Origin of the sequence: Tepidibacillus fermentans (assembly GCF_004342885.1) — a bacterium.
GTDB lineage: Bacteria > Bacillota > Bacilli > Tepidibacillales > Tepidibacillaceae > Tepidibacillus > Tepidibacillus fermentans.
Genome location: NZ_SMAB01000003.1, coordinates 66,438 through 79,021, shown reverse-complemented (window position 1 = coordinate 79,021; position 12,584 = coordinate 66,438). Strand labels below are relative to the sequence as shown.

11 protein-coding genes are annotated in these 12,584 nt (G+C 38.2%); 7 read left to right on the top strand and 4 right to left on the bottom strand.

What is annotated here, in order from left to right; all coding sequences use genetic code 11:
* Window position 1: 1 nt before the first annotated feature.
* Window positions 2–1,180, top strand: a complete 1,179-nt coding sequence (locus EDD72_RS03035; RefSeq protein WP_132767160.1) for an acetyl-CoA C-acetyltransferase — start codon at window positions 2–4, stop codon at window positions 1,178–1,180.
* A gap of 22 nt (window positions 1,181–1,202) precedes the next feature.
* Complete coding sequence (locus EDD72_RS03030) at window positions 1,203–2,981, top strand: acyl-CoA dehydrogenase family protein (RefSeq protein WP_132767159.1); 1,779 nt, start codon at window positions 1,203–1,205, stop codon at window positions 2,979–2,981.
* Between the two features lie 454 nt (window positions 2,982–3,435).
* Here the strand turns inward: EDD72_RS03030 and EDD72_RS03025 are convergent, their stop codons facing one another.
* The 4 genes from EDD72_RS03025 to rpsT form a co-directional block, all read right to left on the bottom strand.
* The gene (locus EDD72_RS03025) at window positions 3,436–4,605 is read right to left on the bottom strand and encodes an acetoin utilization protein AcuC (protein WP_132767158.1); all 1,170 of its coding nucleotides are present in this window, start codon (window positions 4,603–4,605) and stop codon (window positions 3,436–3,438) included.
* 3 nt (window positions 4,606–4,608) lie between these two features.
* Window positions 4,609–5,238, bottom strand: coding sequence for an acetoin utilization AcuB family protein (locus EDD72_RS03020; protein ID WP_132767157.1), 630 nt, complete (start codon window positions 5,236–5,238; stop codon window positions 4,609–4,611).
* A 41-nt stretch (window positions 5,239–5,279) separates the two neighbouring features.
* Window positions 5,280–5,903: a GNAT family N-acetyltransferase gene (locus EDD72_RS03015; RefSeq protein WP_132767156.1), complete on the bottom strand. Its 624-nt coding sequence runs from the start codon at window positions 5,901–5,903 to the stop codon at window positions 5,280–5,282.
* 124 nt (window positions 5,904–6,027) lie between these two features.
* Window positions 6,028–6,306: a 30S ribosomal protein S20 gene (gene rpsT / locus EDD72_RS03010; RefSeq protein WP_132767155.1), complete on the bottom strand. Its 279-nt coding sequence runs from the start codon at window positions 6,304–6,306 to the stop codon at window positions 6,028–6,030.
* A gap of 162 nt (window positions 6,307–6,468) precedes the next feature.
* Here rpsT and gpr point away from each other — a divergent pair, with 162 nt between their 5' ends.
* The 5 genes from gpr to hemW all read left to right on the top strand — a co-directional run bounded on the left by gpr (window position 6,469) and on the right by hemW (window position 12,556).
* Window positions 6,469–7,524 (top strand): GPR endopeptidase, encoded by a 1,056-nt coding sequence (gene gpr, locus EDD72_RS03005; RefSeq protein ID WP_132767154.1) that lies wholly within the window; start codon window positions 6,469–6,471, stop codon window positions 7,522–7,524.
* A 201-nt stretch (window positions 7,525–7,725) separates the two neighbouring features.
* A complete protein-coding gene (gene spoIIP, locus EDD72_RS03000; protein WP_165894949.1) occupies window positions 7,726–8,853 on the top strand; it encodes a stage II sporulation protein P in 1,128 nt (375 codons plus the stop codon).
* A gap of 14 nt (window positions 8,854–8,867) precedes the next feature.
* Window positions 8,868–9,254, top strand: a complete 387-nt coding sequence (locus tag EDD72_RS02995) for a DUF3679 domain-containing protein (RefSeq protein ID WP_132767152.1) — start codon at window positions 8,868–8,870, stop codon at window positions 9,252–9,254.
* Window positions 9,255–9,410: 156 nt separating this feature from the next.
* A complete protein-coding gene (gene lepA, locus EDD72_RS02990) occupies window positions 9,411–11,225 on the top strand; it encodes a translation elongation factor 4 (RefSeq protein ID WP_132767151.1) in 1,815 nt (604 codons plus the stop codon).
* Window positions 11,226–11,416: 191 nt separating this feature from the next.
* On the top strand, window positions 11,417–12,556 hold the full coding sequence (hemW, locus tag EDD72_RS02985; protein ID WP_132767150.1) for a radical SAM family heme chaperone HemW: 1,140 nt from the start codon (window positions 11,417–11,419) through the stop codon (window positions 12,554–12,556).
* Window positions 12,557–12,584: the final 28 nt, after the last annotated feature.

Here is a 12,584-nt window from a genome sequence, read left to right as displayed (position 1 = left end):
AATGAGAGAGGCTGTCATTGTTGCAGGGGTAAGAACTGCGGTGGGTAAAGCGCCAAGAGGTACATTAAAGGACACCCGTCCCGATGACTTAGGTGCATTTGTCATTGATGAATTAATACGTCGTACACCAGGCTTAAAGCTTGAAGAAATTGATGACGTGATCATAGGATGTGCGTTTCCAGAGGCAGAACAGGGAATGAATATAGCAAGAAACATCGTCCTACGTGCAGGACTTCCAAACACAGTGCCAGGAATGACGGTGAATCGTTATTGTTCTTCAGGACTGCAAACCATTGCCATTGCGGCAGAAAAAATCATGGTTGGTTTTGCTGATGTGGTCATTGCTGGTGGGGTTGAAAGTATGAGTATGATTCCAATGGGTGGAAATAGACCAGCTCCAAACCCTTGGTTAATGGAGCATATGCCAGAAGCGTATATGTCGATGGGATTAACAGCAGAACAAGTTGCGAAACGTTTTGGAGTAACTAGGGAAGAACAAGATGCGTTTGCGCTTAAAAGTCATCAGCGAGCAGCAAAAGCGATTAAGGAAGGAAAATTCAAAGAGGAAATTGTACCGATCAAAGTGACCAAAACCACCATTGATGAAAAAGGGAAGGTACGTAAGGAAGAAGTTGTTTTTGACACGGATGAAGGGGTCCGTAATGATACTTCATTAGGTGCCTTAGCAAAGTTAAAACCTGTTTTTATGGCAAATGGCACGGTGACAGCGGGGAACTCCTCGCAAACCAGTGATGGAGCAGCAGCAGTGATGATGATGTCGAGGGAAAAGGCTGAGGAATTAGGATTAAAACCAATCGCTCGTTTTGTCAGCTATGCGGTTGCTGGTGTTGCCCCAGAAATTATGGGGATTGGACCTGTTAAAGCGATCCCAAAAGCACTGAAAAAAGCAGATTTATCACTTGAAGATATCGACCTCTTTGAATTAAACGAAGCCTTTGCTTCACAAGCCGTGTATGTCATTCGCGAATTAGAACTTGATCCAGAAAAAGTAAATGTGAATGGTGGAGCAATTGCACTCGGCCATCCATTAGGATGTACAGGAGCAAAATTAACAGTAACTCTTCTGCATGAGTTAAAACGCAGAAATGGTAGGTATGGCGTCGTTTCCATGTGTATTGGCGGTGGTATGGGAGCCGCAGGGGTTTTTGAAATTTTATAAAAATTGATGGAGGGGATTCAGAATGGAAGAGAAAAAGCAAATCAAAGGCGGTAGTTTTTTAATCGATGATCTTCGACCAGAGGATATTTTTACACCAGAGGATTTTAATGATGAGCAAATCATGATTGCAAAGACCACATGGGATTTTGTTGAAGGAGAAGTTCTTCCGCATGCGGAAGAAATTGAACATAAAGATTTTGATTTGGTTGTGAAGTTATTAAAAGAAGCAGGGGAATTAGGGTTGCTTGGAGCAGAAGTTCCTGAAGAATATGGTGGGCTTGGTTTAGATAAGATCAGTTCTTCTTTAATCACTGAAAATATTGCAAAAGCTGGTTCATTTGCCTTAAGTCATGGTGCACATGTTGGAATTGGGACATTACCCATCGTTTTCTTTGGAAATGATGATCAGCGGAAAAGATATCTTCCTGCATTAGCAACTGGAGAAAAAATCGCCGCCTATGCTTTAACAGAACCAACGTCTGGTTCGGATGCATTAGGGGCAAAAACGACTGCAGTATTAAGTGAAGATGGAAAATATTATATTTTAAATGGAACGAAGCAGTTTATCACTAACGCAGGATTTGCCGATGTCTTTATCGTCTATGCCAAAGTAAATGGGGATAAGTTTTCTGCTTTTATCGTGGAAAGAGAGTTTGAAGGTGTATCAGTTGGTCCAGAGGAAAAGAAAATGGGAATTCGCGGTTCTTCTACTCGTCCATTAATCTTAGAAGATGCAAAGGTCCCTGTTGAAAATCTCTTAGGTGAAGTGGGGAAAGGACATGTGATTGCGTTTAATATTTTGAATATTGGACGATATAAATTAGGAATTGGTACTGTAGGTTCGTCAAAACGCGTGATTGATCTTGCCGTGAAATATGCGAAAGAACGGAAACAGTTCAAAATGCCGATCAGTTCCTTCCCATTAATTCAAGAGAAGTTGGCAGATATGGCGATTCGTACGTATGTCAATGAGACCACCGTTTATCGGACAGGTGGATTGATAGAAGAGATGTTAAACTCATTAAAAGGAGTAAAAGAAGACGAGGGTCGAAAAGTGGCCAATGGGATTGCTGAATATGCCATCGAATGTTCGATTAATAAGGTGTATGGGTCAGAAGCACTTGATTTTATCGTCGATGAAGGGGTTCAAATCCATGGTGGATATGGCTTTATTGAGGAATATGAGATTGAGCGATTATACCGCGATTCCAGAATCAATCGAATTTTTGAGGGAACGAATGAAATTAATCGTCTATTGATCCCCGGAACATTACTGAAAAAGGCACTAAAAGGGGAACTCTCACTTCTAGCAAAAGCACAAGGTTTACAACAAGAACTGATGGGATTAATGCCTTCCGTTCTTGAGGACACCCCACTAAGCCAAGAGAAGGATCTGCTAGAAAAGACAAAGAAAATGGCATTAATGGTGGCCGGAATCGCTGTTCAAAAATATCAACAAAAGCTAGAACAGGAACAAGAGATTCTGCGCAATGTGTCGGATATGATTATTGAAATCTATGGGTTAGAAAGTATCCTTTTACGCACTTTAAAATCCATAAATAAGGTAGGCTTAGAGAAGTCTATACAAAAGATTGAAATGACTCAAGTCTACTTCCAAGAAACCTTTGAACGTTTAGCTCAATTAGCAAAAGTCTCTCTAGCTTCGATGGATGAAGGAGATGTGTTAAGAACGCAACTATCTATTTTAAAAAAACTTACTCGTTATACGCCAATCAATATCGTTCAATTAAAGCGTAACATTGCTGCACGAATTATAGAAGCGGAGAAGTATGTGGTGTAGGGAAGATAAAGAAAATAGCAAAAGGTTCATGAGATTCATGGGCCTTTTTTTCACGATATCAGATATCTGATTTGTAGATTTCATATTTTTTTAACATTCTTCATTCGAGAAGTCTCCCACTTCTAAATCTTGCGTAGCTTAATGAAAGTGGGAGATGAATCGACTTCGGACAAGGACAGGCGTTTGTCGTCTGTTCAATTGTCCGATGCTATAGTAAAATAAACTTATGTTGTTCTTTGATAACTGGATATATGGGGTTGCATGGAGAAAATAAAACGCGAAGACCAAGCTGATCCTTCCATGCGTAAAATATCCAAGGTACAAAAGAACTCCGAATTGTCGGACATCTAGGGTTGGAACGACCCGAAGTAACGCTCAGGGAGACGAAAGGTTGCTTTCGTCGTGGAGCTGAGAAGCTCCCACTTCAAGCGATAGCTAAGTGGTGAGTGGTTCACTAATTGTCCTTTCCCCTAATATACGCTAAAGACTCCAAAACTTTTTCCGCCGTCAGTCTATTCTTTTCTTGAATTTCCTCTTTTCTAGCAATCTTCGCAAAAGTGGTTAGATCATCAAAAAGAAAACGAGGAAGCTCTACTGGACTTTCTTTTTGCCATCGTTCGATCCAGCTTGTTGGTAATGGTTGTTGTTCTAATGGCCGGTTTATCATCTCAGCCCATAGGAGTGTCCATGCTCTAGGAACGACACGCCAGATATCATAGCCCCCACCGCCTAAGGCCACCCATTTTCCCTCGGTAAATTGATGGGCAAGCTGATGGACTAGTCGAGGAATTTCCTGATAGATTCGCATGGAGGTATTTAAGTGAGTAAGAGGATCATAAGCATGGGCATCACAGCCATTTTGACTCACGATAATATCAGGTTGAAATCTTTCTACTACAATAGGAACGACCTGATAGAGTATCTCAATAAACGAATCGTCCTCAGTAAAGGCATCTAACGGAACATTGATGCTATAGCCATACCCTGCACCATTTCCTCGTTCTCCTAAATGACCAGTACCTGGAAAAAGATATCGTCCTGTTTCATGAATCGAAAGAGTGAGTACATTGGGATCGTCATAAAAAGCCCATTGAACGCCATCCCCATGGTGAGCATCGGTATCCAGGTATAATACCCTTGCATTATATTGTTTTCGTAAAAAAGCAATTAAAACAGAAGCATCATTGTATATGCAAAATCCAGATGCTTGTTTTTGAAAGGCGTGGTGTAGACCGCCAGCCATGTGAAAAACATGGTCTACTTTTCCTTCCATGACGTATTCCCCAGCTTGCAATGCCCCACCTACGATTAATGAAGAAACGTCATGCATTCCTTGAAAAGGGGGAGTATCTTCATTACCAATCCCAAATTTTGGGCATCCTTTTTGGCATGTTCCTGTTTCGCTTACTTTTTTTACAAATTCAATATAATGTGGATCATGGATCAACGAGAGCTCTTGATCAGTTGCATATCTTGGTAAGATGATTTGCTCAGTTGAGAGGAGTTCAAACGCATGGATCAATTGGTAGGTCAATTCTAACCGTTTTGGATTGAGAGGATGTTCCTTATAAAATTGATAGTTTAAGAGATTAGGAGAGTAAATGAAAAGGAATTGTCTGCTCATTTACTATTCCTCCGGTAGACTAGGCCAAATGACATGATAACCAGCTTCTTTGATTTTACTTACGACGATCCTTGGATCAATCGTTTCAACACGGAAAACAAGCATCTTTTTATTTGGAACAGTACTTGGATAGATAAAAGCGCTACTGATGTTTAATTGATGGTCTTTAAAGATTTGGACGATCTTAGCAAGATTTTCTACTTGATTCTCTACCTCTACCTCAATTTGTGAGCTAGGATGAGAAATCCCTGTCATTTCAATCAAAGTGCGCATGATATCTCTCTCGGTAACAAGACCAACGAATTGACCCTGTTGAACAACAGGGAGGCAACCTATATGCATTTGATACATCACTAAAGCAACATCTTCAACAAAATCGAGAGGATGAGCAGTGATAATGTTGGTTTTCATGATTGAACCAACTGTTCTCTGATTTAAGTCATTGCCTTCAGTCGCTGCTAAAGTGCAGTGTTGCCGCAAATGTCTCGCTGTGATCAATCCGATCAATTTTCCATTTGTTGTAATAGGGATGTGGTGAACCCGTGTATGTTTTACGATTTCAAAGACTTCTTTAATCGGAGTGGTTGGTGTTACCGTTACCGCATTTCGATTCATGATCTGTTCAACTAACATTTTATTCCTCCCTCCTATCTAGACCTAGCAATTGTCAGAGTTTAACGATATTGAAAACGTAACTCGTCAAATTTTTCGATCGATGATTGCGGAACATTCTTGCCAATACGGGCCATTAAACTATTCACGGGATGGGAACGAATTTCCGGATCATTGGTGGGGTAGCATATGAGGCCAGCACTTTTCATCACGTTTTCCATAATCCTGCGATATTGCCAGATTGTAAGTCCTGTTCCCTTTAAATCCCAGTGCCAATAATAGAGTGTGGTCATCACAATATAGTCTTCCATGGTTGGATCGAGAAAGGAGACTTCTAATAATCGTTTGGCAATCTGATTTCCGCGAAAAGGCCTAGACACTTCGATCGACCCAAGTTCCAAAAGATCTGGCATTTTAAATCTAGACCAATGTTCACGTGGATCAGGGTAAGAAAAAACAACATAGCCGACAATCGTTTGGCCATAATAAGCAATGATCACTTTTCCTTCAGGTAGAGAAGCAATTTTTTGCAACATTTTCATCTGCTCTGCAGGGGCACGAAAAGAATTTAGTTCTTCGTGGAGATGAAAGTTTTGTAGGAAATCGGCCGAAACGGAACCTTCAACGATAATCGTAGAATCGAGATAGGGTATGGGTTTTTGAAAAGAGTGTTTGACGTACTTCATTAGAAAACCCCTAAATATTTTTAGATTACTTCTATTATTATAATATATGAGGTTCAAACGAGGACATCTAATAAAATAAAAAAGCGACCCTTGTTGCCAATGGGTCGTTCTTTGTTGTTTTGGTTTATGCAGTTACATTTGATGTAAGAGCATTAAATTTCTTTGCTAAACGAGATTTTTTGCGAGAAGCTGCGTTTTTATGAATTAAACCTTTGGTTACCGCTTTGTCTAATTTTTTGGTTGCATTCAAGAGAGCGGTTTTTGCGGCTTCAACATCATTATTCTGAACAGCTACTTCAAAATGCTTAATAGCAGTTTTTAGTGCTGATTTTTGAGCAGAATTTCTTTCATTATGTTTTTTTGTAGTTTTTACACGTTTAATCGCGGATTTAATATTTGGCATTCGATTCACCTCCTTGGTGCAACCTGTTAAGTACAAATTCCAAATAGAACACCAAATATTCTAACATGGCCAGTTTTAAAAAGCAAGGATTCTGTGAAAACAAAGAATGAAACTTTATTTTTAGTAGAAAAATAAAATTAGTAAATTTTAGGGGGGTTCATGATGAATAGAGAGAATCAGATTGATCTCAGTCAATATCAAGTACGAACAGATTTAGCATTAGAAAGTCATCAGATGGCAGTAGAGCAATATGGTGAACAGATTCCCGGGGTGTATATAAATGAAGAAGAGATAGAAGGGATCCATATTTCAAGGCTTTCCATTCAGAGTGAGGAAGGAGCAAAACGAATCAACAAGCGAAAGGGGAATTATATCACCTTTGAAGCAGATGCTCTAAAAAGACATGATTCTACTTTTCAGGGACAGATGACAAAGGTTTTTGCCAATGATTTTCAACGTTATTTGAAAGAAATCGGAATTCTGGAAGATGCCAAAGTTTTAGTGATCGGATTAGGGAATTGGAACGTAACTCCTGATGCGTTAGGACCGTTGGTGGTAGAGAAAATCTTAGTGACTCGCCATCTTTTTGAGCTGATGCCTAATGATGTTAATGAAGGATTCCGTCCTGTTAGTGCTGTTGCTCCTGGTGTACTAGGAATTACCGGAATTGAAACAAGCGATATCGTAAAGGGAATTGTGGAAGAGAGTAAACCTGATTTAGTCATAGCCATTGACGCTTTAGCCGCTCGTTCTTTAAATCGTGTCAATTCAACTATTCAAATCGCAGATACAGGAATTAACCCTGGGTCAGGTATTGGCAATAAACGAAAAGCATTAAATCGAGAGACACTCGGTGTTCCAGTCATTGCGATTGGGATTCCAACGGTGGTTGATGCGGTATCGATCACAAGTGATACAATGGATTATTTATTGCAACATTTAGGAAAACAAATGGACATTCGCAATCCTTTTGGAAAAAGACCTTCAAAAAATCCTGAAATTCATCAGCATTTCTTGGGTATGGTAGGTACATTAGGGGAACAAGAAAAACGTCAATTGATTTATGAAGTACTAGCGCCTTTAGGTTATAATCTGATGGTTACCCCAAAGGAAGTAGATATATTTATCGAAGATATGGCTGAAATTTTGGCTAATGGACTCAATATGGCTCTCCATTCAGCGGTAAATGAAGAGAATATAGCTTCTTATACGAATTAAAAAATCTTCTATTGAAGTCTTTTCGAAGACGTAGTCGAGTTCTTCTTTAGAGGTAGTTTTTTATGCCGATTGTTCAAGCTTAACTTCGATTTTTTACTTTAATGAAGTTAAACTTTCCGATGCGGTAAAAAATTAGTTCTAAACCCTATTTCTCGCTCATAAACATGTACAAAACGTTTAATGGAGAATAGGGTGAAAAAAATGAAACAATCTTCGCTTCAAAAGTTCTTTTTATCCCTTTCTATTGGTACGGCAATTTTATTTATGTTGATCAGTGTTTTTTTCTTACAACTATCAAAGGAACATGAACAAACAGATGGTGATTTTTGGGACAAGTTTTCTTTAAAATTATCAACGAATCAATTTTTGTATTTATTTACGATGGAAATTCCAATTTTTCATATAGATGTACAAGCATTAGAAGAAGGTAATTCACAAAGTCCAGAAAATCCTTTCTTTCAGTTATTTTCTCTTTCGTATAAACCCAAACATCCAAATGACTGGATAAAAGAAGAGATCCCTGCTTATTCTCTGATGGATTTTGCGAACTTAACAGCAGCCAATATGACGGATGTAATCGATCATCCAATGGAATCAAAACCCCCAAAAGAATTAGTTCAAGATGATCAGAAAACAGAGGCCAAAGAGGTATCAGCAAATCGAAATGTCGTATTTATTTATCACACACATAATCGTGAATCCTTCCTACCAGAAACAAACAAAAATTCAGATTCCAAAGTGAACATTACAAAGGTAGGGGTAAAACTAGGGGAAGAATTAAAAAAATTAGGGATTGGTGCGGAAGTATCGACGGACGATTATTATCCTGATTTAAAAAAATATGCATTAGCCTATATGGAATCATCGAAAACAGTCAAAGAAGCATTAAAACGAAATGGTGACTACCAATTTATTTTTGATATCCATCGTGATGGGTTTCCATCTGGGAAATCTTATGAGCCGAAAGAGATGAAAAAATTATCTACACGTAAGATTAAAGGTGTTGATTATGCAACGGTCACGTTTGTGATTGGCAAAGGGAACCAGAATTATCAAAAGAACAAAGAATTTGCTCAAAAATTACATGATACCATCAATAAACTTTACCCTGGTTTATCAAAAGGAATTACAGAAAAAACGAAAACATCTGGAACAAATGGAGAATATAATCAATCCGTTTCACCAAATAGTGTCTTGATCGAGGTGGGTAGTAACTATAATACCCTTGAAGAAGAATATCGAACGGCAAGAGCGTTAGCAGAAGCAGTGGCAGAAATTTACTTTGATGCGGCAAAGGTAAACGCAACACCACCAGCTAAGAAAAATTAGAAGGGGTGAGAACGATGGCACGATTTTCTTTACGTTTTTTCTTTGTGATTGTTATTTTTCTAGTTGGCACTTTTATGGGAATTACAGTTGCTGAGAAAGGAATCTATAAAGTTACAGGTAAGCCAAATCAGGGAATCCAAAGTTTTCAGGTATCTAAAAATAATGATCAAGTAGAGGTTACGGTACTCGGAAAGACCTATAAGAAGCCAATCCCAGGAAAAGAAAAGGAATCAGCTACCAAAAAAGAACAAAGTTCAAAACCAACATCACCAAAACAACCTGTTCAAGAAGAAAAAGGGCAAAGTTCTACTTATATTGGTGAGATCGGAAATGCGATCAGTTCTACACTTCAACTTGGTGCAGAAAAAGGATTTGAAATCCTCGCGAGTTTTATCGATTAATTCAGAGCCGAACTAGGCTCTATTTTTTTTACTGGTCTCCAACACATTTCAATTACACCCTTACACATATTGCATCGATACTTTATAATCTATATAATTAATAGAAGTGTATTTGTGTTTCTTTTCGGAAGGGTTTTTAGAAGGGAATGGGATTATATGAACGACCAAGAACGACAAAGAAGAATTCGTAATTTTTCTATCATTGCCCATATCGACCATGGTAAATCAACCTTGGCCGATCGTATCCTTGAATTTACGGGTGCTTTAACCCAACGGGAAATGGAAGATCAAGTTCTTGACCAAATGGATTTAGAACGTGAACGAGGTATTACCATTAAACTACAAGCCGTTCGTTTAAATTATAAAGCAAAAGATGGGAATGAATATATTCTTAATTTAATAGATACACCTGGACATGTGGACTTTACCTATGAAGTTTCCCGATCTTTAGCAGCTTGTGAAGGGGCTGTTTTAGTAGTAGATGCAGCTCAAGGAATCGAAGCGCAAACGCTGGCCAATGTATATTTGGCGCTTGAAAATGATTTGGAGATTATACCGGTAGTTAACAAAATTGATCTACCTAGTGCAGAACCAGAACGAGTGAAACAGGAAATTGAAGATGTGATCGGATTGGATGTTTCAGAAGCTGTATTGGCTTCTGCGAAAGTAGGAATAGGTATTGAGGAAATCTTAGAACAAATTGTTAAAAAAGTGCCAGCTCCCTCTGGGAATAGTGACGACCCTTTACAGGCATTAATTTTTGATTCGCACTATGATCCATATAAAGGGGTTATTACCTATATTCGTGTAGTGAATGGGTCGATTAAACCAGGAATGAAGATTAAAATGATGTCCACGGATAAAACGTTTGAAGTAACAGAAGTAGGGGTATTCAAACCAAAAATGACGCAAGTGGATCAGTTATCGGTTGGCGATGTTGGTTTTGTCGTGGCCTCCATTAAGAATGTAAAAGATACCCGAGTTGGGGATACGATCACCGATGCAAAACGTCCAGCGAAAGAGCCATTACCAGGTTACCGAAAAGTAAACCCAATGGTTTATTGTGGATTATATCCAGTAGAAACGAAAGACTATGATGACTTAAGGGAAGCTTTGGAAAAATTAGAGTTAAATGATGCAGCGCTAAAATATGAACCAGAGACTTCGACAGCCCTTGGTTTTGGTTTTCGTTGTGGCTTTTTAGGACTTCTTCATATGGAGATTATTCAAGAACGAATTGAACGGGAATTTGGAATTAATATCATTACAACAGCACCTAGTGTGGTTTATCATGTAACAAAGACGAATGGGGAAAAATTGATCATTGATAATCCATCGAATATGCCAGAACCAGGAAATATTGATTTTATCGAGGAACCTTATGTAAAGGCTTCGATTATGGTACCCAATGATTATGTTGGGGCAGTCATGGAACTTTGCCAGTCAAAACGCGGAGAGTTTCTTGATATGCAATATCTAGATACCAATCGGGTTACCTTAACGTACAATATGCCATTATCCGAGATTGTATATGATTTCTTTGATCAGTTAAAATCAAGTACAAAAGGTTATGCTTCTTTTGATTATGAATTGACAGGATATAAACCTTCGAAATTAGTTCGTGTCGATATTCTATTAAATGGTGAAAAAGTAGATGCCCTTTCCTTTATTGTTCATAAAGACAAAGCTTATCAAAAAGGAAGACAAATTGCAGAAAAATTAAAACAACTGATTCCACGGCAAATGTTTGAAGTACCCATTCAGGCAGCAATTGGTAACAAAGTCATTGCTAGAGAAACGATTAGCGCAATGCGGAAAAATGTTCTTGCTAAATGTTATGGCGGGGATATTACGAGAAAGAGAAAATTATTAGAGAAACAAAAAGAAGGGAAAAAGCGAATGAAAGCCTTGGGTACAGTAGAGGTTCCACAAGAGGCATTTATGGCTGTTTTAAAAATGGATCAACAATAAATAAAACAATTCAAACCTACACATAGGTGTAGGTTTTCTTACCACATCGGAAAGTTTAACTTCATTAAAGTAATAAATCGAAGTTAAACTTGAACGATCGGCATAAAAAACTTCCGCTAAAGAAAAGGACTCGACTACATCTTCGAAACGACTTCGATGGAAGTTTTTTTACTCTAGAGGTGATGTTTTAAATGGCACATGCGGTTTATATTCATATTCCTTTTTGTACCAACAAATGTCACTATTGTGACTTTAACTCCTATATTGCACAAGGTCAACCTGTTATGGATTATCTAAAAGCACTGGATCTAGAAATGAAGAAAACATTGGAAATCATCCCGATAAAGAAGGTTAAAACCATTTTCGTTGGCGGAGGAACTCCAACGGTACTTTCTCTGCAAGAAATGGAATACTTTCTCAAAAGCGTGAAAAATCATTTCCAAAGTTGGGATCAAGAGATTGAGTTTACCATGGAAGCCAACCCAGGAACAGTAGAAATTGAAAAGTTACAGATCATGAAAGATTATGGCGTGAATCGACTAAGTATGGGTGTTCAAGCTTTTCAAGACGGCCTCCTCTCCTATATTGGACGAATTCATAATGTGCGAGATGTATACCAAAGTGTGGATAACGCACATAAAGTTGGATTTACGAATATCAATATCGACTTAATGATTGGACTCCCCAATCAAACGCTCAGTATGGTAAAAGAGAGTTTAGACAAAGCTTTTGAATTAGATTTACCTCATTTCTCTGTTTATAGTTTAAAAGTAGAAGAAAATACCTTATTTCATCGATTATTTGAAAGAAATCAATTGCCGTTACCACCTGAAGACGATGAATTAAATATGTATTTAATGACGATTGAACAGATGGAAATACATGGGTATCGACAATACGAGATTAGCAATTTTGCCAAAAAAGGGTTTAAAAGTAAGCATAATATCACCTATTGGAAAAATGAAGACTATTATGGGTTTGGTGCGGGTGCTCACGGATATTTAAATGGAAAAAGGCATATGAATCTTAAAGGGGTTGTTCCTTATATTGAAAAAATAGAAAAAGAACAACAACTCCCTCGAATTGAAGAGCATGAAGTCTCTATAGAAGAGAAAAAAGAGGATATGCTGATGCTGGGATTAAGGTTGTTAGAGGGTGTAAAAATCGCGGACTATGAACGAATCTTTGGTGAATCGATCGAAACAAAATTCGGTTCACAAATTTCTGAACTCGTCGACAAGGGGTTATTAATAAAAGATGAAATTGGGATTCGTCTAACTAAAAAAGGACTCATTTACGGGAATGAAGTCTTTGCTGAATTTATTTCATGAAGCATTGACAAAACGGGTTTAATTTTGG

Coding starts and splice junctions, on each gene's coding strand:
- EDD72_RS03035 (WP_132767160.1), top strand. CDS start 2: ATGAGAGAGGCTGTCATTGTTGCAGGGGTAAGAACTGCGGTGGGTAAA.
- EDD72_RS03030 (WP_132767159.1), top strand. CDS start 1,203: ATGGAAGAGAAAAAGCAAATCAAAGGCGGTAGTTTTTTAATCGATGAT.
- EDD72_RS03025 (WP_132767158.1), bottom strand. CDS start 4,605: ATGAGCAGACAATTCCTTTTCATTTACTCTCCTAATCTCTTAAACTAT.
- EDD72_RS03020 (WP_132767157.1), bottom strand. CDS start 5,238: ATGTTAGTTGAACAGATCATGAATCGAAATGCGGTAACGGTAACACCA.
- EDD72_RS03015 (WP_132767156.1), bottom strand. CDS start 5,903: ATGAAGTACGTCAAACACTCTTTTCAAAAACCCATACCCTATCTCGAT.
- rpsT (WP_132767155.1), bottom strand. CDS start 6,306: ATGCCAAATATTAAATCCGCGATTAAACGTGTAAAAACTACAAAAAAA.
- gpr (WP_132767154.1), top strand. CDS start 6,469: ATGAATAGAGAGAATCAGATTGATCTCAGTCAATATCAAGTACGAACA.
- spoIIP (WP_165894949.1), top strand. CDS start 7,726: ATGAAACAATCTTCGCTTCAAAAGTTCTTTTTATCCCTTTCTATTGGT.
- EDD72_RS02995 (WP_132767152.1), top strand. CDS start 8,868: ATGGCACGATTTTCTTTACGTTTTTTCTTTGTGATTGTTATTTTTCTA.
- lepA (WP_132767151.1), top strand. CDS start 9,411: ATGAACGACCAAGAACGACAAAGAAGAATTCGTAATTTTTCTATCATT.
- hemW (WP_132767150.1), top strand. CDS start 11,417: ATGGCACATGCGGTTTATATTCATATTCCTTTTTGTACCAACAAATGT.